The sequence below is a fragment of the Streptomyces sp. NPDC059696 genome (genome assembly GCF_042733745.1).
In the GTDB taxonomy this organism is placed as follows: Bacteria; Actinomycetota; Actinomycetes; order Streptomycetales; family Streptomycetaceae; genus Streptomyces.
In genome coordinates, this window is the sequence record NZ_JBHWFG010000013.1 from 1 (window position 1) to 23,990 (window position 23,990).

Consider the following 23,990-nt stretch of genomic DNA (forward strand, 5'->3'; position numbering starts at 1 on the left):
CTATCAGATCTTTCCGATCCGATTTCCTCGGTGCTTTCCAGGTTCCCGCTTTCGCGTTTCCCTTTCCGGCGGTTCCGACTCTATCAGATCCTTTCGGGCCTGATCCCCGGTCAGCGGGGTTTGTCTTTGCGGCTGTTGGGCCGTTCCGACGAGTGAGACTTTAGCGGATTCCCCGGCTCCCGAGCGAATCGGGGGCCGCGTCCTTTCGAACGTGGATTCCTCATTCCGTAAATACACACGCCAATGAAGCGACGGCAGACGTACTGCGCATCGATGAATGGTGGGTACTTGCGGAGTGGCCGCCCGGGGACCGACCGGAGTCGGCGCTCACGTCGGGCAACTCGGAGAACACTACGGATGGGGGTAGGGCGTGTCAACCCAGGGGCGGAGGGCGCATCCGGGGCGTAGCCTGGGCCGCATGACGACGCGTACGTGCACCCAGCTGTGGTGGGCCGCCTGACGGCGGCCGTCCTCACGTATGCACTCGACGGCCGCCGCTTCGGCGGCCGTTTTCGTTTCTCCTCCCGGATCCACGGAGGGGCGGCCGCCCGGGGCGGCGGTTCCGACCAGGAGGTGGAGGAGAGATGACGCGGGTCTTCAGCGGGGTCAAGCCGACGGGGCATCTGACGCTGGGCAACTACTTGGGAGCCATGCGGCGGTGGGCTGCCGTGGACCAGCACGAGGCCGAGGCCTTGTTCTGTGTCGTCGACCTGCACGCGCTGACCGTGGACCACGATCCTGCGCGGGTGCGCAGGCTGAGCCGGCAGTCGGCGACGCTGCTGCTGGCGGCCGGGCTGGATCCGGAGCTCTGCACGGTGTTCGTGCAGAGCCACGTGGACGAGCACGCCCGGTTGTCGTACGTGCTGGAGTGCGTGGCCACCGACGGTGAGATGCGGCGGATGATCCAGTACAAGGAGAAGGCCGCGCGGGAACAGCGGCGGGGTGGGAGTGTGCGGCTGTCGCTGCTGACGTACCCCGTGCTGATGGCGGCGGACATCCTGGCGTACGGGGCCGACGCGGTGCCGGTCGGGGACGATCAGCGGCAGCACGTGGAGCTCGCGCGGGATCTGGCCGTGCGGTTCAACCAGCGGTACGGACATACGTTCGTGGTGCCGCGGGCCACGCGGCCGGGGGTGGCGGCGCGGGTGATGAATCTGCAGGACCCGGCGTCGAAGATGGGCAAGAGCGACGACGTCGGGCCGGGGATCGTCTATCTGCTGGACGAGCCGGACGTGGTGCGCAAGAAGGTCGCGCGGGCGGTGACCGACAGCGGGCGGGAGGTCGTCTACGACCGGGCGGACCGGCCCGGGCTCGCCAATCTGCTGGAGATCCTCGCCGCGTGCACCGGTGGGGTTCCCGAGGAGCTGGCCGGGGCGTACACGTCGTACGGGGAGCTGAAGAAGGACACCGCCGAGGCCGTGGTCGAGGTGCTCCGGCCCCTTCAGCGGCGGCACAAGGAGTTGTGCGCGGATCCCGCGTATGTGGAGGGGGTGCTGCGGGACGGGGCCGAGCGGGCCCGGGGGATGGCCCGACCGACGGTGGATGCGGCGTACCGGGCGATCGGGTTGCTGCCCGCCGTGAAGGAGGTGCCCGTGGAGGACAGGGCCGTGGCTGGTTCCGTGCCGGGGGTGTGAGGGGTGCGGCCGGGGGCGGGTGAGGGGCCCGCCCCCGGCGCTCAGCTGTTGTTGCCGGAGGCCAGGGCGCGGCTGCGGTCGCGGGCGGCTTCGAGGGCGGCGATGAGGGCGGCCCGTACGCCGTGGTTCTCCAGTTCGCGGATGGCGTTGATCGTCGTGCCGGCGGGGGACGTGACGTTCTCGCGGAGCTTGACGGGGTGTTCGCCGCTGTCGCGGAGCATCGTCGCGGCGCCGATGGCGGACTGGACGATGAGGTCGTGGGCCTTGTCGCGGGGCAGGCCGAGGAGGATGCCGGCGTCGGTCATGGCTTCGACCAGGTAAAAGAAGTAGGCCGGGCCGGAGCCGGAGAGGGCGGTGCAGGCGTCCTGCTGGGACTCGGGGACGCGGAGCGTCTTGCCGACGGCGCCGAAGATCTCCTCGGTGTGAGCGAGGTGGTCGGCGGAGGCGTGGGTGCCGGCGGAGATGACGGACATGGCCTCGTCGACGAGGGCGGGGGTGTTCGTCATGACGCGGACGACCGGGGTGCCGGGGGCGAGGCGCTCCTCGAAGTAGGCCGTGGGGATGCCGGCGGCGCCGCTGATGACGAGGCGGTCGGCCGGGACCTGCGGGGCGAGCTCGTCGAGGAGGGTGCCCATGTCCTGCGGCTTGACCGTGAGGATCAGGGTGTCGGCGGTCTTGGCGGCCTCGGGGTTGGTGACCGGGGTGACGCCGTAGCGGGTGCGGAGTTCCTCGACTCGTTCCTGACGGCGGGCGGTGACCAGGAGGTCGGACGGGGTCCAGCCGGCGCGGATCATTCCGCTGAGCAGGGCTTCGCCGATCTTGCCGGTGCCGAGGACTGCGACTTTCTGGGTCATGGCGCGGGGTGCCTCCGAAGGGTGCGTCGTCCGGGGTCCATCCTCGCACCGGGGGGTGGGGGACGGCTCGGGTGTCCGCTGGGCGGGATGTCACGACGCCGGTCGGCTCACGCCGTGCGGCGCCTGAGGGTCGCCGCGCCGAGGATCAGGACCAAGAGTGCGCTTCCCGCGACGATCAGTGCGTCCCGGACGAACGTGGCGGTCATGTCGGTGTGGCGCAGGACCTCGTTCATGCCGTCGACGGCGTAGGACATGGGCAGGACGTCGGAGACGGCTTCGAGGGCGGGGTGCATGGTGTCGCGCGGGGTGAACAGGCCGCACAGGAGGAGCTGGGGGAAGATCACCGCCGGCATGAACTGGACCGCCTGGAACTCCGAGGCCGCGAAGGCCGAGACGAAGAGGCCGAGGGCCGTGCCGAGGAGGGCGTCGAGGAGGGCCACCAGGAGGAGGAGCCAGGGGCTGCCGGTGACGTCGAGGCCGAGGAACCAGAGCGCGAGGCCGGTGGCCAGGGCGGACTGGATGATCGCGAGGGTGCCGAAGGCGAGGGCGTAACCGGCGATGAGGTCGCCCTTGCCCAGGGGCATGGCGAGGAGGCGTTCGAGGGTGCCGGAGGTGCGTTCGCGCAGGGTGGCGATGGACGTCACCAGGAACATGGTGATCAGGGGGAAGATGCCGAGGAGGGACGCGCCGATGCTGTCGAAGGTGCGGGGGCTGCCGTCGAAGACGTAGCGCAGCAGGAGCAGCATCACGCAGGGGATGAGGATCATCAGCGCGATGGTGCGGGGGTCGTGGGTGAGCTGGCGGATGACCCGGGCTGCGGTGGCGGTGGTGCGGGAGGCGTTCAGGGCCCTGGGTGGGGCGGCCGGCCCGGGCGTGGCGGTGGCGGTGGTGGTCATCGGGTCGTCTCCTTCGTGCGGGCTGCTGCTTTTGCCTGGTCCACCAGGTGGAGGAAGGCCTTCTCGACCGTGTCGGCGCCGGTGCGGGTGCGCAGGGCCTCGGGGGTGTCGTCGGCGAGGAGTCGCCCGTCACGCATGAGGAGGAGGCGGTGGCAGCGTTCGGCCTCGTCCATGACGTGGGAGGAGACGATGAGGGTGGCGCCGCGGCCGGTCGCGATGTCCTCGAAGAGGTTCCACAGGTCGCGGCGCAGGACCGGGTCGAGGCCGACGGTCGGTTCGTCGAGGACCAGCAGGTCGGGGGCGCCGAGGAGGGCGACGGCCAGGGAGACGCGGCCCCGCTGGCCGCCGGAGAGGTTGCCGGCGAGGGAGTCGGCGTGGGTGGTGAGGTCGACGTCGGCGATGGCCCGGGTGACGTCTTCGGCGCGGCGGTCGGCGGCGGCCCGGCCGGGGTTCAGGATCGCGGCGAAGTACGCGAGGTTCTGGCGGACGGTCAGGTCGTCGTAGACGGACGGGGCCTGGGTGACGTAGCCGACGCGGGTGCGCAGGGTGGGGTGTCCGGCGGGTCGGCCGAGGACGTCGAGGGTGCCGGTGACCTTGGCCTGGGTGCCGACGAGGGCGCGCATGAGGGTCGACTTGCCGCAGCCGGAGGGGCCGAGGAGGCCGGTGATCCGGCCCCGGGGGATGGTGAAGCCGAGGTTGCGCAGGACGGTGCGGGGGCCGCGGACGACGGTGAGGTTCTCGGCGTGGACGGCCGGGGTGTCGGGGCCCGGGCGTGGCGAGCCAGGAGCATTATTCATCATGTGATGAATAATGCTCCGGGCGGTCGGGTGCGTCAAGCAGCCGGGTGGGGCGGTGAAGTCGAGGAGGCCGGCGGGGTCGGCGGCGCCGGCGTCGGCGTTGCGCTTCTCGGTGGCGACGTCGATGCCGCAGTGGCGCCGGGTGCGGTCGGCGGCCTCGGCGATCCAGGGGACGTCGAGTGCGTCGGTGTCCCACCGGGCCGGTGGGCGTGCGCCGGGAGTTATGGGCGGCGGCGGTTCTTCGGGTTGCCCGAGCGGCGGGTGGTGCGCTTCTCGTACTGCTTGCGGGCCTCTTCGTACTCCTCGCGGTGCAGCTTCTCCCCGGGGGCCTCGGTGAGGGAGCGGAAGAAGTACGCGAGGAGGGAGCCGACGAAGCCGACGGTCAGCAGGCCGCGCAGGGACGCCTGGCGCTCGGGGTCGTGGCGGCGGGTGAAGCCGTCCCAGGTGTGGCGGAAGGCCATCGCGCTGCAGATCGCGAACATCGCGACCATGAGGACGGTGACGAAGCCGCCGATCGCCGCGATCTGGAGGCCCTGGTAGGCGAGGCGCAGGACGAGGCAGGAGGCGGCGGCGGTGGCCAGGGAGCCGGCGGCCACGGCGATACGGCGGGCCGTGTAGCCGCGGTCGTGGTGCAGCCAGGTCGTGCCGAAGAAGCGCAGGGGCTCGGGGCGGGGGCCAGGAGTCCCGGCCCTGGAGCCCGCGGCGGCGGCAGGGGTGCTGTCTTCTGCACTCACGGGTCGATTATGACCCGTGCCGGGCCGCGGGCTCGGGCCGGGCTAGGCGCAGCGCGGGCGGACGTAGCCGTCGCTGTGCCGGGCCGCGGGCTCGGGCCGGGCTAGGCGCAGCGCGGGCGGACGTAGCCGTCGCTGCCGGTGGCCACGTAGGAGTCCGCTACGTACTCGCCGTCGGCGATGTTGTCCCAGATGTTCGAGGTGCCGTACGGGCCCGCCACCGTGGTGCCGGGGCGCTGGCAGAAGATGGTGACCCTGGCCCCCTCGGGCAGGACGCGGACGATGCCGTAGCCGGTGCCGGGGCCGCTGCGGACGTTCAGGCGGACGCCCGGGGCGACGGCGTAGGAGCGCAGGGCCGACGCCGCCATGGTGACGGTCTCGCCCCCGCTCGTGCCGTCCCGTTCCTCGACATGGTCGACAGACATGTGGTTCTCCCCCGTTGATCCCCATGGATGCCATGGGGTGCCGTTGATTCCCCCGGGTCGCGCGACGGAACACACGGGCGCGACTCGTGCGGGGAGGCTAGCAAGCCGCCTCTGTCCCGTACGAGTCTTCGACTAGGCTCCGTGCGTCGCGCGCGCGGACGAACAGCACGGGGGTGGTTCCATGGCGCCGCAGCAGAATGCCGGAGCGGGCGCGGAAGCGGAACTTCCCGAATACGCCGGTCACTACCGTCTGGAATCCTGCCTGGGTTCCGGCGGCATGGGGGTCGTGCATCTGGCGCGCAGCACCTCCGGGATGAAGCTCGCCGTGAAGGTCGTGCACGCGGAGTTCGCCAAGGACCCGGAGTTCAGGGGGCGTTTCCGGCAGGAGGTAGGGGCTGCCCGGCGGGTCAGCGGGGCGTTCACCGCGCCGGTCGTGGACGCCGACCCCGAGGCCGGGCGGCCCTGGATGGCCACCTTGTACATCCCGGGTCCGACGCTCGCCCAGGAGGTGAAGCGGAACGGGCCGTTGGCTCCGGCCCGGTTGCGGCGGCTGATGGCCGGGCTCGCCGAGGCGCTGCGGGACATCCACCGGGTCGGAGTCGTGCACCGGGATCTGAAGCCGAGCAACGTGCTGCTCGCCGAGGACGGGCCGAAGGTCATCGACTTCGGCATCTCCCGGCCGAAGGACAGCGAGTTGCGCACCGAGACCGGCAAGCTCATCGGGACTCCGCCGTTCATGGCGCCCGAGCAGTTCCGGCGGCCGAGGGAGGTCGGGCCCGCGGCCGACGTGTTCGCGCTCGGGTCGGTGATGGTCCACGCGGCGACCGGGCGGGGCCCGTTCGACTCGGACAGTCCGTACGTGGTCGCCTACCAGGTCGTGCACGACGAGCCGGAACTGACGGGCGTGCCCGAGGAGTTGGCCCCCCTCGTGCAGCGGTGCCTGGCCAAGGAGCCCGAGGACCGGCCCTCCCCCGACGAGTTGATGCGGGAGCTGCGGTCGGTGTCGGCCTCGTACGACACGCAGGCCTTCATCCCCGCGCAGCGCACCGCTGAGGAGCCGGCCGAGCCGCCGGAGCCCGCCCCCGAGGCGCCGGCCGGTGAGGTGCCCGCGCGTGCGGGGTCGGGTCGGCTGGTGAAACGGGGGGCGTTGGTGGCCGTGGCGCTGGCGCTGGCCACCGCCGGGGTGCTGGCGGTGGCGGGCCTGCCGGGGACTGCGGATCCGGCGGGCGAGGCCGCCTCGCCGCGGACCACGGCCGCCGCGTTCTCCGGTTGGGAGGCGGAGCCGCTCGACGGCCGGAGCACGCCGCAGTGCTCGTACGCGGCGGACGCCGTGGTGTGCGCGCAGGAGGGGCTGGTGTTCGCGCGTGACGCCGTGGACGGGCGGCTGTTGTGGCGGCGGGCGCTGAAGGGTGCCGCCGCGAGCGGGCCGCCGGCCGGGGCGCCGGTCGTGGCGGACGGCAGGGTGCTGGGCGGTCTCGGCCAGGGCCGGGAGCTGACGGCCGTGGAGCTGGCGTCGGGCGAGGTGGCCCGGCGGGAGCTGCCGGCGTACGGGGGACTGCGGGCCGTGGGGGGCATGGTGCTGCTCACCGCTTCCGACGGCACGGTCAGCGGGGTGGAGGCCGCCTCGGGCCGGGTGCGGTGGAGCCACCGGGTGCCCGGGCAGGACGTGCCGTACTTCGTGTCGTTCCCCGGTGACGGGCTGGCGTACGCGCTGGGCGTGTCCGGTGACGGGAGCCGCACGGGGGTCACGGCGGTGGATCCGCGGACCGGTGCGGTGCGGTGGCAGGCGGGGCTGGAGGGGAACCTGGAGGCCGTCGGCACGGTGGACGGGTCGCTCGTGGCGGTGGCCGTCGACGCCGCGAGCGGTCAGGCGCGGGCCGTGGTGCGCCACGATCCCCGCAGCCGCAGGACCGTACGGGTCCCGTTGCGTGTTCCGCTGGCTCAGGTCCAGGGCTCCGTGCGCGGGGACGTCGTCCATCTCATGGCGGGCGGCGGGGCGTTGACGGCCGTGGACCTCCAGACGCGTGAGCAGCTGTGGACGCTGGAGACGGGGGTCGCACGGGCGTCCCGGCCGGCGTCCGACGGCCGGCATGTGTACGTGAGCGCGCCGGACGGGCGGCTGCTCGCCGTCGACGCCCGGCGGGGCGGACTCGTCGGGCAGACGCCGGTCCGGCTGGGTGAGCGGTCCGACCGGGTGCCGGCCTCCCTTCCCGAGCCGCTGGTGGTGGGCGACCGGGTCTACGGCAGCGCCCCCGACGGCACGGTGTTCGCCGTCAACGGGCGTGATCCCGCGGCCTGGTGAGTGGTATGGCGAGGGCCGCCCCCCGGTCGGGGAGGCGGCCCTCGGGGTGAGATGCGTCAGCCGAGCTTCGACACGTCGCGGACCGCGCCCTTGTCGGCGCTCGTGGCCATCGCCGCGTAGGCGCGCAGCGCCGCGGAGACCTTGCGCTCGCGGTTCTTCGGGGCGTACACGCCGCCCAGCGCCCGCTCGCGGCGGGTCAGTTCGGCGTCGTCCACCAGGAGCTCGATGCTGCGGCCCGGGATGTCGATGCGGATGCGGTCGCCGTCCTCGACCAGGGCGATGGTGCCGCCCGCGGCCGCCTCGGGGGAGGCGTGGCCGATGGAGAGGCCGGAGGTGCCGCCGGAGAAGCGGCCGTCGGTGACCAGCGCGCAGGTCTTCCCGAGGCCGCGGCCCTTCAGGTACGAGGTCGGGTAGAGCATCTCCTGCATGCCGGGGCCGCCCTTGGGGCCCTCGTAGCGGATGACGACGACGTCGCCGTCCTTGACCTGCTGGGTGAGGATCTTCTGGACGGCCTCCTCCTGCGACTCGCAGACGACCGCCGGGCCCTCGAAGGTCCAGATGGACTCGTCGACGCCGGCCGTCTTCACGACGCAGCCGTCCACGGCCAGGTTGCCCTTGAGGACCGCGAGGCCGCCGTCCTTGGAGTAGGCGTGCTCGGCGGAGCGGATGCAGCCGCCGGCGGCGTCCTCGTCCAGGGCCTCCCAGCGCTCGGACTGGGAGAAGGCCTCGGCGGAGCGGACGCAGCCGGGAGCCGCGTGCCACAGCTCGACCGCCTCGGCGGACGGGGAGCCGCCGCGCACGTCCCAGGTCTTCAGCCAGTCGGCGAGGGAGGGGCTGTGGACGGAGTGCACGTCCTCGTTGAGCAGCCCGGCGCGGTGCAGCTCGCCGAGCAGGGCGGGGATGCCGCCGGCGCGGTGCACGTCCTCCATGTAGTACGTGCGGTCCTTGGCCACGTTCGGGGCGACCTTGGCGAGGCAGGGCACGCGGCGGGAGACCTCGTTGATCTCGTCGAGGCCGAAGGGGACACCGGCCTCCTGGGCGGCGGCCAGCAGGTGCAGGATCGTGTTGGTGGAGCCGCCCATGGCGATGTCGAGGGCCATGGCGTTCTCGAAGGCCGCGAAGGACGCCACGCTGCGGGGCAGGACCGTGTCGTCGTCCTGCTCGTAGTAGCGGCGGGTGATGTCCATGACCGTGTTGGCCGCGTTGACGTACAGCTGCTTGCGGGCCGTGTGCGTGGCCAGGGTCGAGCCGTTGCCCGGCAGGGACAGGCCGATGGCCTCGGTCAGGCAGTTCATCGAGTTGGCGGTGAACATGCCGGAACAGGAGCCGCAGGTCGGGCAGGCGTTCTCCTCGATGCGGAGGATGTCCTCGTCCGAGATCTTGTCGTTCACGGCGTCGGAGATCGCGTCGACCAGGTCGAGCGTGCGGACCGTGCCGTCGACGAGCGTGGCGCGGCCGGACTCCATCGGGCCGCCGGAGACGAAGACCGTGGGGATGTTCAGCCGCAGGGCGGCGTTGAGCATGCCCGGGGTGATCTTGTCGCAGTTGGAGATGCAGATCAGGGCGTCCGCGCAGTGCGCCTCGACCATGTACTCCACGCTGTCCGCGATCAGGTCGCGGGAGGGCAGGGAGTAGAGCATGCCGCCGTGGCCCATGGCGATGCCGTCGTCGACGGCGATGGTGTTGAACTCGCGCGGGATGCCGCCGGCGGCGACGACCGCCTCGCTGACGATCCGGCCGACCGGTGCCAGGTGCGTGTGCCCGGGCACGAACTCGGTGAAGCTGTTGGCGACCGCGATGATCGGCTTGCGGCCGATGTCCCCGCCCGGTACACCGGAGGCGCGCATCAGGGCGCGGGCGCCCGCCATGTTGCGGCCGTGGGTGACTGTGCGGGACCTCAGCTCGGGCATCGTCGCTCGCTCCTTCAGAGACGGCGTCAGAGAGTTCGGAGATTTCTGACTGCTACCGAGCGTACGCCGGTCATCCAGTGGGCGGGACGGAGTGTCCGGAATGCGGGACGGCTGTCTCGGACGACGGCACCCGCGACGGCACGAGCAGGCCTCACGGATCGGTCAGGTGGCCCTGCACGACCGGGGCCAGCCGCGCGACGATCTGTTCCGGGTCCGCCGAGGCCAGCGGCTCGATCCTGAGGACGTACCGCAGGATGGCGGTGCCCACGAGCTGCGCGGCGGCGAGCTCGGCCCGCAGCTCGGCGTCCGGCAGCTCCAGCTGCCCGGCGATGCGGCGCAGCACCTGTGCGGCGATGATCCGCCGGAAGACGGCGGCCGCGGTCTCGTTGGTGAGGGCGGAGCGGACGATGGCGAGCAGCGGCGCGCGGGTGGCCGGGTTCTCCCAGATGCCGAAGAAGAAGCGGACCAGCCGCTCCCCCACCCCGTCGAGCGGGCCCTCCTCGATGGCCCGGGGCGCTTGCAGGGCCGGGCCGAAGGACTGGGTGATCGCCGCCTCGAAGACCTGCTCCTTCGTCCCGAAGTAGTGGTGCACGAGCGCCGAGTCGACCCCGGCGGACTTGGCGATGCCGCGCACGGACGTGTTCTCGTAGCCGCGTTCGGAGAACTCGTCGCGGGCGGCGGTCAGGATGCGGTCGCGGGTGTCGGCCGACTCCGTGCGCGGGGGGCGGCCGCGGCGGCGGGCGGCGGTGCCGGGCGCGCTGCCGGCCGGGGGCCGGCCGGTCATGGCCGGGGCACCTTCACGGCCGAGGCGAGGTGCAGGCGGGTGAAGGCCAGGGCCTCCGCCAGGTCGGCCTCGCGCTCCGCGCTGGACATCGCGCGGCGGGTGTTGACCTCGATGACGACGTGCCCGTCGAAGCCGGTCAGGGCGAGCCGCTCCAGCACCTCGGCGCACGGCTGGGTGCCGCGGCCGGGCACCAGGTGCTCGTCCTTGGCCGAGCCCCGACCGTCGGCGAGGTGGACGTGGCCGAGCCGGTCGCCCATGCGGTCGACCATGTCGAGGGCGTCGGAGCGGGCCGTCGCGGTGTGGCTGAGGTCGATCGTGAAGTGCCGGTAGTCGTCTTTGGTGACGTCCCAGTCGGGGGCGTACGCGAGCATCTCGCGGTCGCGGTAGCGCCAGGGGTACATGTTCTCGACGGCGAACCGCACGTCCGTCTCGTTCGCCATGCGCCAGATGCCGGAGACGAAGTCGCGGGCGTACTGGCGCTGCCAGCGGAACGGGGGGTGGACCACGACCGTGCTCGCGTCGAGCTTCTCGGCCGCCGCGCGGGCCCGCTGGAGCTTGGTCCACGGGTCGGTGGACCAGACGCGCTGCGTGATGAGCAGGCAGGGGGCGTGCACGGCCAGGACCGGGATCTGGTGGTAGTCGCTGAGTCTGCGCAGGGCCTCGATGTCCTGGCTGACCGGGTCGGTCCAGACCATGACCTCGACTCCGTCGTAACCGAGGCGCGCGGCGATCTCGAAGGCCGTGGCCGTCGACTCCGGGTAGACCGAGGCCGTCGACAGGGCGACCTTCGCGTCCGGGATCTTCACGGCTGGCTCTGCCATGCAGGACAGATTACGGGGTGTGGTCGGGGTGGGGTGGGGGGTCTCCTGGCCGTTGTGGTGTTTGCCATAGCGTTCGCCCCCCGGGGATCCACCTACTCGGACTCCATGTGATCCAGGCGACGCAGGATCACGCCCTCCCGCAGCGCCCAGGGGCATATCTCCACACGCTCCACACCGAACAGGTCCAGCGCGGCCTCGGCCACCAGGGCGCCCGCCAGGAGCTGCCCGGCGCGGCCCTCCGAGACGCCCGGCAGCTCCGAGCGCTCCCGTTCCGTCATGGCGGCCAGCCGCGGGACCCAGCCCTCCAGGGACTCCCGCTTGAGCTCGCGCTGGACGTAGAGGCCCTCGGCGGAGCGGGCGGCGCCGGCGATGCGGGCCAGCTGCTTGAACGTCTTCGAGGTGGCGACGACGTGGTCGGGGGTGCCGAGGCGGCTGAACTCGCCGACCGTACGGGCGATCTCGGTCCGCACGTGGCGGCGCAGGGTGCGCACGTCCTCCGGGGCGGGCGGGTCACCGGGCAGCCAGCCGGCGGTCAGGCGCCCGGCGCCCAGCGGCAGCGAGGCGGCGGCGTCGGGCTCCTCGTCGATGCCGTAGGCGACCTCCAGGGAGCCGCCGCCGATGTCCAGGACCAGCAGCTTCCCGGCCGACCAGCCGAACCAGCGGCGGGCGGCGAGGAAGGTCAGGCGGGCCTCCTCCGAGCCGGTGAGGACCTGGAGCTCGACGCCGGTCTCGGCGCGCACGCGGGCGAGCACGTCATCGGCGTTGCGGGCCTCCCGTACGGCGGAGGTCGCGAACGGCAGGACCTCTTCGACGCCCTTGTCCTCGGCGGCCTGGAGCGCTTCCTTGATCACCGAGACCAGCCGGTCGACGCCGTGGGGACCGATCGCGCCGTCGTCGTCGAGGAGCTGGGCGAGGCGCAGTTCCGCCTTGTGCGAGTGCGCGGGCAGCGGGCACGCGCCGGGGTGCGCGTCCACCACGAGCAGATGCACCGTGTTCGATCCCACGTCGAGGACACCGAGTCTCATGTACGGAACGCTACTGCCCATGGGGCCGTGTGCCGTCCTCGGTGGGGGTACAAGGGCGGTACCGGGGCCCGTACCCTGGACTCGTGCCAAAGACGAAAAAGGCGAAGCGTGACAAATCACCGGCTGTCGTGGACTCCGACGAGAAGGGCCTCGACTTCGCTCGCGCATGGGTGGAGTTTCCTGATCCGGCGGACGACGAGCAGGTCTTCCGCTGCGATCTGACATGGCTGACCTCTCGCTGGAACTGCATCTTCGGCAGCGGCTGCCAGGGCATCCAGGCCGGCCGCGCGGACGACGGGTGCTGCACGTTGGGTGCCCACTTCTCCGACGAGGACGACGAGAAGCGCGTCGCCGGGCATGTGGCCAGGCTCACGCCGGACATCTGGCAGCACCACGCCGAGGGCACGCGGAACGGCTGGGTCTCCGAGGACGAGGACGGCGAGCGGCAGACGCGGCCCTTCCAGGGCTCGTGCATCTTCCAGAACCGGCCCGGCTTCGCGGGCGGCATGGGCTGCTCGCTGCACATCCTCGCCCTGAAGGAGGGCCGCGAGCCGCTGGAGACCAAGCCGGACGTGTGCTGGCAGCTGCCGGTGCGGCGGACCTACGAGTGGATCGACCGGCCCGACGACACGCGCGTGCTGCAGGTGTCGATCGGCGAGTACGACCGCCGGGGCTGGGGCCCGGGCGGCCACGACCTGCACTGGTGGTGCACGTCGGCGACCTCGGCGCACGGCGCGGGAGATCCCGTGTACGTCTCCTACCGGCCGGAGCTGATCGAGCTGATGGGCAAGGCCGGCTACGACCGGCTGGTCGAGCTGTGCGAGGAGCGCCTGGCCTCGCAGCTGCCGCTGGTGGCGCCGCACCCCGCGGATCCGGTGGTCTGAGGATAACCGGTCACGACGTGACCGGGCTCGGGTCGCCGCTGTCCGAGGGCGGCGGCGTCGAGCCCTGCGGTTCGGTCGGGTCCGGGTCCGTCGCCGTGGGCGTCGGGTCCGGGCCGGTCGACGGCGGCGGGGTGGTCGGCGTCGGGTCGGGGTCCGGGGCGGAGGTCGTGGGCGTCGGGTCGGGATGGCTCGGGGCCGGGTCGCCCGGGCCGCCGGGGTGCGGGCGCGGGTCCGGGTCCGCGGGGGCGGGCGCGGTGCCGTAGCCCTCGATGTGGACGACGGCGCCCGCCGGTGCGAGTGCCACCTGTGCCTGCCAGGGGCCCGCGGGTTCCCGCAGGTGATCGACGTAGACCTTGATCGTCACCGACTCGCCGGGGCGGAGCGTCCCCGAGGAGCGGCTGAGGTAGAGCCAGCGGGCCCCGGTGGACGCCGACCAGCGGACCGGGGCCGGGCCGGTGGCGGTCAGGGTGACCAGGGTGGTGTCGCCGCTGTGGTCGGCCGTGACCTCCAGGGCGCTCGCGCGGCCCGCCCCGGCGACGCCGATGACCTCCACGGAGACGTCGGCCTTGCCGTCCTTGCCGAAGCGGGGTCCGGGGCGGGTGCTCGCGTTGCCGGTGTTCTCGTAACCGCCGCCCGCCATCTCGCCGTCCAGGGCGAACGGGTCGTCCGCCTCGCGCGCGGAGGCCGAGCGGCCGTCCTGGCCCTCGCCGATCGGGGTGCCCCGGTAGGCGGCCCACAGGGCCAGCACCGGGGCGGCGACGACGGTGGCGACGACGGTCGTGGTGACGGCACGCGCGCGCAGGCGGTCCCTGCGGGCGGCGTGGTCCTTGGGGTCCATCGGGAAGCCGCGCCGGTCGAAGCGGGGTGCGGCACTCCGCGCGCGCGGGTGGTGGGCCATGGCGACGTGCAGGGCCGCGCGGGGCGCCGGCAGGACGGGCAGTTCGGCGGGCGTCACGCTGGTGCCGGGCCAGCGGCCGGGGATGGCGCGCTCGGCGGTGCGGCGGCAGCGGGGGCAGTCGTCGACGTGCCGGACGAGTTCGCGGCGCAGGGCCGTGCCGAGCACGAGCCGGTCGTCGCCGACGAGGTGCGCGACGCTCGGACACGCTCCCGTCTCGACCACGGCGAGAGCCGCACGCGTGCGTTCCACCTCGCAGGCGGCGGAGGCGAGCAGGTCCCGGGCGGCGGCCGGGGCCATGCCGAGGACGGCGGCGACCTCGTGGGCGGCGAGGTGGTGGCGCACGGCCAGTTCGAGCGCCTCGCGCTGTTCCGGGGTGGTGCCGGCGGCCTCCGGCCAGGCCAGCAGGGCCAGTTCGCGGCGGCGCCGCTCCTGGACCTCCTCGGAGACCGGCGGGGCGGCCGGACGGTCGGCGCGCTGCCGGTCGGCCCGGCCCGCCGCGTGGCTGCTCTGACGTTTCTGCTTGATCTCGGCCAGCTTGCGCAGGCACGCCCAGCGGGCCAGCGCGTAGAGCCAGGCCCTGCGGTCCGCGGGCGCCCCGGGGGCCTGCCGGCCGCGGCGTTCGGCGACGGCGAGGACATCGCCCAGGGCCGCGGTCGCGGCCTCGTGGTCGCACAGCACCGACAGGCAGTAGGTGAACAGGCCGTCCAGGTAGGGCTCGTAGCGCGCGGGCGGCCGCTGCGCCAGCGTGCGCGCCGCCCCGCGGTCACGCGCTTCCCGGTGCGACCGGTGTGCGCCGGCCGGGCGGGTCGAGCGGGTCGAGATCTCCGGAGTACTGCTCGTCATTCGGCGACCGTAGGGGGACGGGAGTGGCACCTTCAGGTGGCTTGAGCACATTTAATCCGTACGGGTGAAACGATCCCTCAATCGGGGACATCAACCGGTTGTTCGACGGCTGGCGAGGGGTGGCGGGCCCCTGGCGCACAGGTGGGCGCCGTCGGCCCGGCTCCGCGATGTCAGTGCCTGCGGCTACGGTTCCGTGCATGGCTGCCCGTACGAAGACCACCAAGGACCGCCCGTCCTACCGCTGCACGGAGTGCGGCTGGCAGACGGCGAAGTGGCTCGGCCGCTGCCCCGAGTGCCAGGCCTGGGGGACGGTCGAGGAGTACGGCGCGCCCGCGGTGCGCACGACGACACCGGGCCGGGTCACCACCTCCGCCCTGCCCATCGGCCAGGTGGACGGACGGCAGGCCACCGCCCGCCCCACCGGCGTGCCCGAGCTGGACCGCGTGCTCGGCGGCGGGCTGGTGCCCGGCGCGGTGGTGCTGGTCGCGGGCGAGCCGGGCGTCGGCAAGTCCACGCTGCTGCTGGACGTGGCGGCCAAGTCCGCGAGCGACGAGCACCGCACGCTCTACGTCACGGGTGAGGAGTCGGCGAGCCAGGTCCGGCTGCGGGCCGACCGCATCGGCGCCATCGACGACCACCTGTACCTGGCGGCGGAGACGGACCTGGCCGCGGTGCTGGGCCACTTGGACGCGGTGAAGCCGTCGCTGCTGATCATGGACTCGGTGCAGACGGTGGCCTCCCCCGAGATCGACGGAGCGCCCGGCGGCATGGCCCAGGTGCGGGAGGTCGCGGGCGCCCTCATCCGCGCCTCCAAGGAACGCGGCATGTCCACGCTGCTGGTGGGCCACGTCACCAAGGACGGCGCGATCGCGGGCCCCCGCCTGCTGGAGCACCTGGTGGACGTCGTCCTGCACTTCGAGGGCGACCGGCACGCGCGCCTGCGTCTGGTGCGCGGGGTCAAGAACCGCTACGGCACCACCGACGAGGTCGGCTGCTTCGAGCTGCACGACGAGGGCATCACGGGTCTCGCCGACCCCAGCGGGCTCTTCCTGACCCGCCGGGCCGAACCGGTCCCGGGCACCTGCCTGACCGTGACCCTGGAGGGCCGCCGCCCGCTGGTCGCCGAGGTCCAGGCGCTCACGGTCGACTCACAGATCCCCTCCCCGCGCCGCACCACCTCGGGCCTGGAGACCTCCCGCGTCTCGATGATGCTGGCCGTGCTGGAACAGCGGGGCCGGATCAGCGCCTTGGGCAAAAGGGACATCTACTCCGCGACGGTCGGCGGGGTGAAGCTGTCGGAGCCGGCCGCCGACCTGGCCGTCGCCCTCGCCCTGGCGAGCGCCGCGAGTGACACACCTCTCCCCAAGAACCTCGTCGCGATCGGCGAAGTGGGCCTCGCGGGCGAGGTGAGACGAGTCACGGGCGTGCAGCGCAGACTGGCGGAGGCACACCGTCTGGGCTTCACACATGCCCTGGTACCGGCCGATCCGGGCAAGGTCCCGCCGGGCATGAAGGTGCTGGAAGTCGCGGACATAGGGGACGCCCTGCGGGTCCTTCCCCGCTCCCGTCGCCGAGAGGCCCCACAGGACGAGGAGGGTCGCCGGTAGACTTTGCCCTGGTCTCGCCCGTCCGTGCGAACCGAGCGCGCGACACGGGGGCGCCCAGAACCTGCGACCGGAGGAGTGCAGTGGCAGCCAACGACCGGGCATCGTCTCCCGGAAAGTCCGGCGGGAGTGCCGGTACCGATGGCCTGATGCGCGCCTCCCTGAGCGCCGTGGCACCCGGCACCGCCTTGCGTGACGGCCTGGAGCGCGTGCTCCGCGGCAACACCGGCGGGCTCATCGTGCTCGGCTCCGACAAGACCGTCGAGGCGCTGTGCAGCGGTGGTTTCGTGCTGGACGTCGAGTTCACCGCGACCCGTCTGCGCGAGCTGTGCAAGCTGGACGGCGGCATCGTGCTGTCCTCGGATCTGTCGAAGATCCTTCGCGCCGGCGTGCAGCTGGTCCCCGACCCGACCATCCCCACCGAGGAGACGGGCACCCGGCACCGCACCGCCGACCGCGTCAGCAAGCAGGTCGGTTTCCCGGTGGTCTCCGTCTCCCAGTCGATGCGGCTGATCGCGCTGTACGTCGACGGCCAGCGCCGCGTCCTGGAGGACTCGGCGGCGATCCTGTCCCGCGCCAACCAGGCCCTCGCGACCCTGGAGCGCTACAAGCTCCGCCTCGACGAGGTCGCGGGCACGCTGTCGGCGCTGGAGATCGAGGACCTGGTGACCGTCCGGGACGTCTCGGCGGTCGCGCAGCGCCTGGAGATGGTCCGCCGCATCGCCACGGAGATCGCCGAGTACGTGGTGGAGCTGGGCACGGACGGCCGGCTGCTGGCCCTCCAGCTCGACGAGCTGATCGCGGGCGTGGAGCCCGAGCGCGAGCTGGTCGTGCGGGACTACGTCCCCGAGCCCACGGCCAAGCGCTCCCGCACGGTCGACCAGGCCCTCGCCGAACTCGACGCCCTCACCCATGCCGAGCTGCTCGAACTGTCCACGGTGGCCCGGGCGCTGGGCTACACCGGCGCGCCCGAGACGCTGGACTCGGCGGTGTCGCCGCGCGGGTACCGGCTCCTCGCCAAGGTGCCCCGGCTCCCCGGCGCGATCATCGACCGCCTGGTCGAGCACTTCGGCGGGCTGCAGAAGCTGCTCGCCGCGAGCGTCGACGACCTGCAGACGGTGGACGGCGTGGGCGAGGCCCGGGCCCGCAGTGTCCGCGAGGGGCTCTCGCGGCTGGCGGAGTCGTCGATCCTGGAGCGGTACGTGTAGCGACGCGCAGGACTCCGCACGGAGACGGCCGAGGGCGGTACCCGGGAAGGGGTACCGCCCTCGTGCGTTCCCGGCCCTGGCGACGGGCCGGCCCTGAGCCCCCGGGGCCGCCGCGGGCCCGGTCGTGTCCGCGAAGTCCCTCCTGCCCCGCCTTCCACGCGGACGAAGGGACTTCGCGGAGACGACCTAGTCGGCCGAGAGCACGAACGACGTCTGCACCTTCGAGAAGCCCGGGGCCTTGGCCTCCACCAGGTAGGTGCCCGCCCCGGCCGAGCCGGCGGGCGGCGTGGCGCACTTGGGGGCGCTGGGCTTGCGGTCCCACTTCACGGTGTAGGTGATGCCGCTGCCGGCGGCGACGCGGTACAGCTGGTGTGCGGCGGCCTTGGGGCAGTCCTCGGAGGACCAGTAGTCGTCGTCGCTGCTGGCCGGGGCGATGGTGAACACCGCGTTCTTCGGCCCGAGATCGATCTTGCAGTCGCTGCCGGAGACGTTCCGTGCGGTCAGCAGGAAGGTGGGCGTCTGCTCGGGGTCGTAGGTGTTGTGCTTGCTGCGGAGGCTGAACTTGACCGCGCTCGCGGTGCAGTTGGGGAGGGTGGAACCGGCGGGCAGGGTGTCGCCCGCGCCGACGCCGCCCGCGGACGCGCCGCTTCCCGGGCCGCCGTCACCGGCCCCCTCGGAGCCGCCGGACCCGGAACCGTCTCCCGACCCGTTTCCGGAGCCGTCGCCCGAGTCGTCACCGGAGCCCGACGACGAACCACCCGAGCCACCGGAACCGCCCGAACCGCCGGTACCGCCGCCCGACTCGTCGCGTCCGCCGGGTGCTTGGCTGATGGCCGGACCCGAACTCGACGGGCCGGGCGTGATGGAGGGCGCGGGATTCTTGCCGTTGGCGCCGTTGTCGCCGTCCTTGCCGCCCCCGCCGCCCATCATCACGATCCAGGCGGTCAGCAGCGCCAACACGGCGACCACGGACACCAGTACGACCCTCCGACGCCAGTAGATGGAGGAGGGAAGCGGCCCGACCGGATTGCGCAGTGATCCCACGGCCCAAACCTTACGAGAGATCGGCACGTTCACCGCTCCCACCCGCCGCTACGACCGACAACTTTTCCGGATCATCATCCCGGAAACCATGTCCTCACCCCGGTCTCTCATCAGGGGCGGGACCCGTTGATCGCGGGGTGTGACGGTTCCGGCCGGTCGCCTACCGTCCGTGATCATGCGCCGGGCACCTCGATGTGGCTATGCGCAGGGCCCGGACGTGGACGCGGGGCCGTACTGCCGCTCAGCGGCGCGCTGTTCACGGCCGGCCGTGGTGCGACCGCCGCCGGACACGGCGCCCCTCCCCGTCGCACGAGACCTCCGCGCGCCGCTGAGCGGGACCGCACGACGCTCCGCCGGTCCGGAACGCCCCCGCGCCTCCCGGCAGTTCGACATGCCGCTCCACCGACACACCTGGGCGAAGGGGCGGTTGAGGGCGGCCGCAGACGCCGAAGCGATGCGCCCACGCACGGTCGGCTCACGCGGCCCGCGGGAGCGGCCACTCGAACAGAGACCTGCGCCGCACCGCGCCGGAGGACGACTCGGCGGCGGACGGGCCGCCGGATCAGCGGGCGACCACCCCGGCGGGGTGGCGGTGTGCCCGATTCGGCGCCTCATCGTGGCACCATCAAAGGGCCATGACTGCTCCCACGAAGCCCCAGCGCCCCACCGCCGGCCCGCCCTCCGGCTCCCCCTCCGACGCCGTCTCCGGCACCTCCTCCGGCCGGCCGCTCGGAGAGGATCTGCACTCCCCCGTCATCGACTGGTTCGGTGAGAACGCCCGTGACCTGCCCTGGCGGCGTCCCGAGGCCGGGGCGTGGGGGGTGATGGTCAGCGAGTTCATGCTCCAGCAGACGCCGGTGAGCCGTGTCCTGCCCGTCTACGAGCAGTGGCTGGAGCGCTGGCCGCGCCCCGCCGACCTGGCCAAGGAGGCGCCCGGTGAGGCCGTCCGGGCCTGGGGGCGGCTCGGCTACCCCCGCCGCGCGCTGCGGCTGCACGGCGCCGCCGTCGCCATAACGGAACGGCACGGCGGTGACGTACCGGCCGACCACGCCCAGCTGCTGGCGCTGCCCGGCATCGGTGAGTACACGGCCGCGGCCGTCGCCTCGTTCGCCTACGGGCAGCGGCACCCGGTGCTGGACACCAATGTGCGCCGGGTGTTCGCCCGGGCGGTCACCGGTGTGCAGTACCCGCCGAACGCCACCACCGCCGCCGAGCGCAGGCTGGCCCGCGCGCTGCTGCCCGAGGACGAGCGGACCGCCGCCCGCTGGGCCGCCGCCTCCATGGAGCTGGGCGCTCTGGTGTGCACGGCGAAGAGCGAGTCGTGTCACCGCTGCCCGATCGCCGCGCAGTGCGCGTGGCGGCTGGCGGGCAAGCCGGAGCACGACGGGCCGCCGCGCCGGGGGCAGACCTACGCCGGCACCGACCGGCAGGTGCGCGGGCGGTTGCTCGCGGTGCTGCGGGAGGCCCACGGTGCCGTTCCGCAGGCGGCTCTGGACCGGGTGTGGCACGAGCCGGTGCAGCGGGCCCGTGCCCTCGACGGTCTCGTCGCCGACGGTCTGGTGGAGCCGCTGGAGGGCGGTTCGTACCGGCTGCCGCTGACCTGACGTACAGACACGTCACAGCCGCGGGCCACCCTTCGTCACAGCACTCCGGGGGGACAAATCACCCCCAATCCATCCCAACACCCCCGCGTCTTTACCCCGTTCGAATTTCCGTTACACAACCGACGGACAGCCGAGTGCTGGCCGCAGGCTGCTTCGGACAGCGCCGTGACAACGCCTCCGTACCTTCAGATGCGTTCCCGGACGACAGACGTCACGGGACGACTGAAGACCACAGGCAATACACGGGCGGCGGGGAGCCGGCCCGAACGGGGAAACGGGAGGCGGTTCACCATGGCGCAGGGCGAGGTGCTCGAGTTCGAGGAGTACGTCCGCACCCGGCAGGACGCGCTGCTGCGCAGTGCCCGCCGCCTGGTCCCGGACCCGACGGACGCACAGGATCTGCTGCAGACCGCGCTGGTACGGACGTACGGCCGCTGGGAGACCATCGAGGACAAGCGGCTGGCGGACGCCTACCTGCGCCGGGTGATGATCAACACCCGCACGGAGTGGTGGCGGGCGCGGAAGCTGGAGGAGGTCCCGACCGAGCAGCTCCCGGACGCCTCGGTCGACGACGCCACCGAGCAGCACGCGGACCGCGCCCTGCTGATGGACATCCTGAAGGTCCTCGCCCCGAAGCAGCGCAGTGTCGTGGTGCTGCGACACTGGGAGCAGATGTCCACGGAGGAGACGGCCGCCGCACTCGGCATGTCGGCCGGGACGGTCAAGAGCACGCTGCACCGGGCGCTCGCCCGGCTCCGTGAGGAGCTGGAGTCCCGCGACCTGGACGCACGGGCGCTGGAGCGTGAGGAGCGGGAGCGGTGCGCGGCCTGACCGGCGAGGGTTCTGCACGGACCCGGGGCAGTATCCAGGCGGTGAGCGCGGCACTGGCCGTGCCCACCGCCCTCGCCCTTTTGGTGTCCGGGTGCGGTGCGGGCGGCACCGGCGCCCGTGACGAGGGCCCGGCGCACGCCGACTCGGTGGCCGGTGCCGCCGCCACCACACCGTCCGCCGCACCGTCGAAGACGCCCGAAAACGTGAACGCGGTCGCGCTCGTCAAGGACGACCCGAAGGTCGCGCCCGAGGTGAAGCGCGAACTCAAGCCGTGTGTGGCCGACGAGTACCCGGTCGACGTCTCCTACGGCAAGCTCACGGAGGGCTCCGCGGACGACGTCGTCGTCAACGTGCTGACCTGCGGTGACGCGGTGGGCGTCGGCAGTTACGTGTACCGCGAGCAGGACGGCTCGTACGAGAACGTGTTCACGTCGGAGGAGACGCCGGTCTACGCGGAGATCGACCGTGGCGACCTGGTGGTGACCAAGCAGGTGTACGACAAGGGTGACCCGGTGTCGAGCCCGTCCGGGGAGAACGTGATCACGTACAGATGGACCTCCGGCCACTTCGCCGAGAAGTACCGCACGCACAACGACTACGGGAAGGTCGCCGTCGACAGCGCGACGCCGGTGCCCGCGAGCTGACGCGGACACGGGCCGCGTGACCCGATCGGGGGCACGCGGACGGGCCCGCCGATGAACGCATCGCCGTGCCCGTGCGTCCCAGCAGGAGAACGCACTTTCACGCACCGCACAGACGTCCCCGCAGCGGAATGCACCCCCACGGAACACACGGACAACAAAGGACAGAGAGCACCGGGATGGCAGACCAGACCCACGTCCTGTTCGTCGAGGACGACGACGTCATCCGCGAGGCCACGCAGCTCGCCCTGGAACGGGACGGCTTCGTGGTCACCGCCATGCCCGACGGGCTGTCGGGTCTGGAGGCGTTCCGGGCGGACCGCCCCGACATCGCGCTGCTGGACGTCATGGTCCCGGGCCTGGACGGGGTCAGCCTGTGCCGCCGGATCCGCGACGAGTCGACCGTGCCGGTGATCATGCTGTCGGCGCGGGCCGACTCGATCGACGTCGTGCTGGGCCTGGAGGCGGGAGCGGACGACTACGTCACCAAGCCGTTCGACGGTGCCGTCCTGGTCGCCCGGATCCGCGCGGTGCTGCGCCGCTTCGGACACGCGGGCGGCGGCCGGGCCGAGGAGCCGGACGGCCCGGCGAGCGGCGGGATGCTGGCCTTCGGGGACCTGGAGGTCGACACCGAGGGCATGGAGGTCCGCCGCGCCGGGCAGCCGGTCGCGCTGACGCCGACCGAGATGCGGCTGCTGCTGGAGTTCTCCTCCGCGCCCGGCACGGTGCTCTCCCGGGACAAGCTGCTGGAACGGGTGTGGGACTACGGCTGGGGCGGGGACACCCGGGTCGTCGACGTGCATGTGCAGCGGCTGCGGCAGAAGATCGGCCAGGACCGGATCGAGACGGTCCGCGGCTTCGGCTACAAGTTGAAGGCCTGAGCAGGGGCAGGGGTATGAGGGGGCACTTCCGGCGCCTGGTCGCCGCGGGCCTGGAGCGGGCGGGCATCCGCACGGGCCTCAGATGGAAGCTCAGCGCCGCGATCGCCCTGGTGGGCGCGCTGGTGGCGATCGCGCTGAGCCTCGTGGTGCACAACGCCGCCCGGGTCTCGATGCTGGACAACGCGCGCGACCTCGCCGACGAGCGGATCATGATCGCCCAGCGCAACTTCGAGCTGTCGGGGCGCATGAACTTCCCCAACACCAAGATCAACGACCCGGATCTGCCGCCCGCGCTGCGGGAGCGGGTCGAGGCGGGCCAGCGGGCGACGTACGTGGCGGACCGGCCCGGTGACGTGCCCGACATATGGGCCGCCGTGCCGCTGAAGAACGGGCAGGTGATGTCGCTGCACTCGGGCTTCACCGACCGCAGCTCCGACATCCTCCAGGACCTCGACCAGGCCCTGCTCATCGGGTCCATCGCGGTCGTCCTCGGCGGCAGCGCCCTCGGCGTGCTCATCGGCGGTCACCTCTCGCGGCGGCTGCGCAAGGCGGCCAACGCCGCGAACCACCTCGCGGGCGGCGAGACGGACGTGCGCGTGCGGGACGCCATGGGCGGGGTCGTGCGGGACGAGACCGACGACCTGGCGAGCGCGGTGGACGCGATGGCGGACGCGCTGCGCCAGCGCATCGAGGCCGAGCGGCGGGTCACCGCCGACATCGCGCATGAGCTGCGCACCCCGGTGACCGGACTGCTGACCGCCGCCGAACTGCTGCCGCCCGGGCGCCCCACCGAGCTGGTGCTGGACCGGGCGAAGGCCATGCGCACGCTGGTCGAGGACGTGCTGGAGGTGGCCCGGCTGGACGGGGCCTCCGAGCGGGCGGAGCTGCAGGACATCATGCTGGGCGAGTTCGTCGCCCGGCGGGTCGCGGCCAAGGACCGGGCCGTCGAGGTGCGCGTCGTGCACGAGTCGGAGGTCACCACCGACCCGCGCCGCCTGGAGCGCGTGCTGTTCAACCTCCTGGCCAACGCGGCCCGGCACGGCAAGCCGCCCATCGAGGTCAGCGTCGAGGGCCGGGTCATCCGCGTGCGCGACCACGGCCCCGGCTTCCCGGAGGACCTGCTCGCCGAGGGGCCGAGCCGCTTCCGCACCGGCAGCAGGGACCGGGCCGGGCAGGGCCACGGGCTCGGCCTGACCATCGCGGCCGGGCAGGCCCGGGTGCTGGGCGCCCGGCTGACCTTCCGCAACGTCCGCACGCCCGGGACACCGGAGCACCTGCCGGCCGAGGGCGCGGTCGCCGTGCTGTGGCTGCCGGAGCACGCGCCGACGAACACCGGCAGCTACCCGATGCTGCCGGGGTCGTGAGGGTGGGGC

The 23,990-nt window shown here is 72.9% G+C and carries 21 protein-coding genes; 10 read left to right on the top strand and 11 right to left on the bottom strand.

Features of this window, described 5'->3' with window-relative positions; all coding sequences use genetic code 11:
- The first annotated feature begins 584 nt into the window (after window positions 1-584).
- On the top strand, window positions 585-1,634 hold the full coding sequence (trpS, locus tag ACFV20_RS16205; RefSeq protein WP_385656885.1) for a tryptophan--tRNA ligase: 1,050 nt from the start codon (window positions 585-587) through the stop codon (window positions 1,632-1,634).
- 41 nt (window positions 1,635-1,675) lie between these two features.
- Here the strand turns inward: trpS and proC are convergent, their stop codons facing one another.
- The 5 genes from proC to ACFV20_RS16230 all read right to left on the bottom strand — a co-directional run bounded on the left by proC (window position 1,676) and on the right by ACFV20_RS16230 (window position 5,337).
- On the bottom strand, window positions 1,676-2,488 hold the full coding sequence (gene proC, locus ACFV20_RS16210; RefSeq protein ID WP_385656889.1) for a pyrroline-5-carboxylate reductase: 813 nt from the start codon (window positions 2,486-2,488) through the stop codon (window positions 1,676-1,678).
- A 107-nt stretch (window positions 2,489-2,595) separates the two neighbouring features.
- Entirely contained in the window at window positions 2,596-3,384 is a 789-nt protein-coding gene (locus ACFV20_RS16215; protein ID WP_385656892.1) for an ABC transporter permease, read from the bottom strand.
- On the bottom strand, window positions 3,381-4,184 hold the full coding sequence (locus tag ACFV20_RS16220; RefSeq protein ID WP_385656895.1) for an ABC transporter ATP-binding protein: 804 nt from the start codon (window positions 4,182-4,184) through the stop codon (window positions 3,381-3,383). Before ACFV20_RS16220 ends, ACFV20_RS16215 begins: the two co-directional genes overlap by 4 nt.
- Before the next feature lie 218 nt (window positions 4,185-4,402).
- Window positions 4,403-4,915, bottom strand: coding sequence for an EamA/RhaT family transporter (locus tag ACFV20_RS16225; RefSeq protein WP_385656898.1), 513 nt, complete (start codon window positions 4,913-4,915; stop codon window positions 4,403-4,405).
- A gap of 101 nt (window positions 4,916-5,016) precedes the next feature.
- Window positions 5,017-5,337 carry an SH3 domain-containing protein gene (locus tag ACFV20_RS16230; protein WP_385656900.1) on the bottom strand — a complete coding sequence of 107 codons (321 nt, stop codon included), beginning with the start codon at window positions 5,335-5,337 and terminating at the stop codon, window positions 5,017-5,019.
- A 181-nt stretch (window positions 5,338-5,518) separates the two neighbouring features.
- Here ACFV20_RS16230 and ACFV20_RS16235 point away from each other — a divergent pair, with 181 nt between their 5' ends.
- A complete protein-coding gene (locus ACFV20_RS16235; RefSeq protein WP_385656903.1) occupies window positions 5,519-7,639 on the top strand; it encodes a PQQ-binding-like beta-propeller repeat protein in 2,121 nt (706 codons plus the stop codon).
- Window positions 7,640-7,695: 56 nt separating this feature from the next.
- On the opposite strand, the gene ilvD is transcribed toward ACFV20_RS16235, so the two are convergent.
- The 4 genes from ilvD to ACFV20_RS16255 form a co-directional block, all read right to left on the bottom strand.
- A complete protein-coding gene (gene ilvD / locus ACFV20_RS16240; protein WP_385656906.1) occupies window positions 7,696-9,549 on the bottom strand; it encodes a dihydroxy-acid dehydratase in 1,854 nt (617 codons plus the stop codon).
- 151 nt (window positions 9,550-9,700) lie between these two features.
- A complete protein-coding gene (locus ACFV20_RS16245) occupies window positions 9,701-10,333 on the bottom strand; it encodes a TetR family transcriptional regulator (RefSeq protein ID WP_385656909.1) in 633 nt (210 codons plus the stop codon).
- Window positions 10,330-11,154, bottom strand: a complete 825-nt coding sequence (locus ACFV20_RS16250; protein ID WP_385656911.1) for a sugar phosphate isomerase/epimerase family protein — start codon at window positions 11,152-11,154, stop codon at window positions 10,330-10,332. Before ACFV20_RS16250 ends, ACFV20_RS16245 begins: the two co-directional genes overlap by 4 nt.
- Before the next feature lie 92 nt (window positions 11,155-11,246).
- Complete coding sequence (locus ACFV20_RS16255; protein ID WP_385656914.1) at window positions 11,247-12,179, bottom strand: Ppx/GppA family phosphatase; 933 nt, start codon at window positions 12,177-12,179, stop codon at window positions 11,247-11,249.
- A gap of 83 nt (window positions 12,180-12,262) precedes the next feature.
- Between ACFV20_RS16255 and ACFV20_RS16260 the strand changes: the two genes are divergently transcribed.
- Window positions 12,263-13,063 carry a hypothetical protein gene (locus ACFV20_RS16260; protein ID WP_385656916.1) on the top strand — a complete coding sequence of 267 codons (801 nt, stop codon included), beginning with the start codon at window positions 12,263-12,265 and terminating at the stop codon, window positions 13,061-13,063.
- A 10-nt stretch (window positions 13,064-13,073) separates the two neighbouring features.
- On the opposite strand, the gene ACFV20_RS16265 is transcribed toward ACFV20_RS16260, so the two are convergent.
- Window positions 13,074-14,804 carry a hypothetical protein gene (locus ACFV20_RS16265; protein WP_385656918.1) on the bottom strand — a complete coding sequence of 577 codons (1,731 nt, stop codon included), beginning with the start codon at window positions 14,802-14,804 and terminating at the stop codon, window positions 13,074-13,076.
- Between the two features lie 197 nt (window positions 14,805-15,001).
- Between ACFV20_RS16265 and radA the strand changes: the two genes are divergently transcribed.
- Both radA and disA read left to right on the top strand, forming a co-directional pair.
- A complete protein-coding gene (gene radA, locus ACFV20_RS16270; RefSeq protein WP_234850027.1) occupies window positions 15,002-16,411 on the top strand; it encodes a DNA repair protein RadA in 1,410 nt (469 codons plus the stop codon).
- Between the two features lie 80 nt (window positions 16,412-16,491).
- On the top strand, window positions 16,492-17,616 hold the full coding sequence (gene disA, locus ACFV20_RS16275; RefSeq protein ID WP_234850028.1) for a DNA integrity scanning diadenylate cyclase DisA: 1,125 nt from the start codon (window positions 16,492-16,494) through the stop codon (window positions 17,614-17,616).
- A 186-nt stretch (window positions 17,617-17,802) separates the two neighbouring features.
- Here the strand turns inward: disA and ACFV20_RS16280 are convergent, their stop codons facing one another.
- Window positions 17,803-18,660, bottom strand: a complete 858-nt coding sequence (locus ACFV20_RS16280) for a hypothetical protein (protein ID WP_385656922.1) — start codon at window positions 18,658-18,660, stop codon at window positions 17,803-17,805.
- Between the two features lie 635 nt (window positions 18,661-19,295).
- Between ACFV20_RS16280 and ACFV20_RS16285 the strand changes: the two genes are divergently transcribed.
- From ACFV20_RS16285 to cseC, 5 genes are all read left to right on the top strand, one after another.
- The gene (locus ACFV20_RS16285; protein ID WP_385656925.1) at window positions 19,296-20,264 is read left to right on the top strand and encodes an A/G-specific adenine glycosylase; all 969 of its coding nucleotides are present in this window, start codon (window positions 19,296-19,298) and stop codon (window positions 20,262-20,264) included.
- Window positions 20,265-20,555: 291 nt separating this feature from the next.
- Window positions 20,556-21,095, top strand: coding sequence for a SigE family RNA polymerase sigma factor (locus ACFV20_RS16290; protein ID WP_030251439.1), 540 nt, complete (start codon window positions 20,556-20,558; stop codon window positions 21,093-21,095).
- The gene (locus tag ACFV20_RS16295) at window positions 21,083-21,739 is read left to right on the top strand and encodes a hypothetical protein (RefSeq protein WP_385656928.1); all 657 of its coding nucleotides are present in this window, start codon (window positions 21,083-21,085) and stop codon (window positions 21,737-21,739) included. Before ACFV20_RS16290 ends, ACFV20_RS16295 begins: the two co-directional genes overlap by 13 nt.
- Window positions 21,740-21,915: 176 nt before the next feature.
- Window positions 21,916-22,617: a two-component system response regulator CseB gene (gene cseB / locus ACFV20_RS16300; protein WP_385656931.1), complete on the top strand. Its 702-nt coding sequence runs from the start codon at window positions 21,916-21,918 to the stop codon at window positions 22,615-22,617.
- A 14-nt stretch (window positions 22,618-22,631) separates the two neighbouring features.
- Window positions 22,632-23,981, top strand: a complete 1,350-nt coding sequence (gene cseC / locus ACFV20_RS16305; RefSeq protein WP_385656934.1) for a two-component system sensor histidine kinase CseC — start codon at window positions 22,632-22,634, stop codon at window positions 23,979-23,981.
- The last annotated feature ends 9 nt before the right edge of the window (window positions 23,982-23,990 follow it).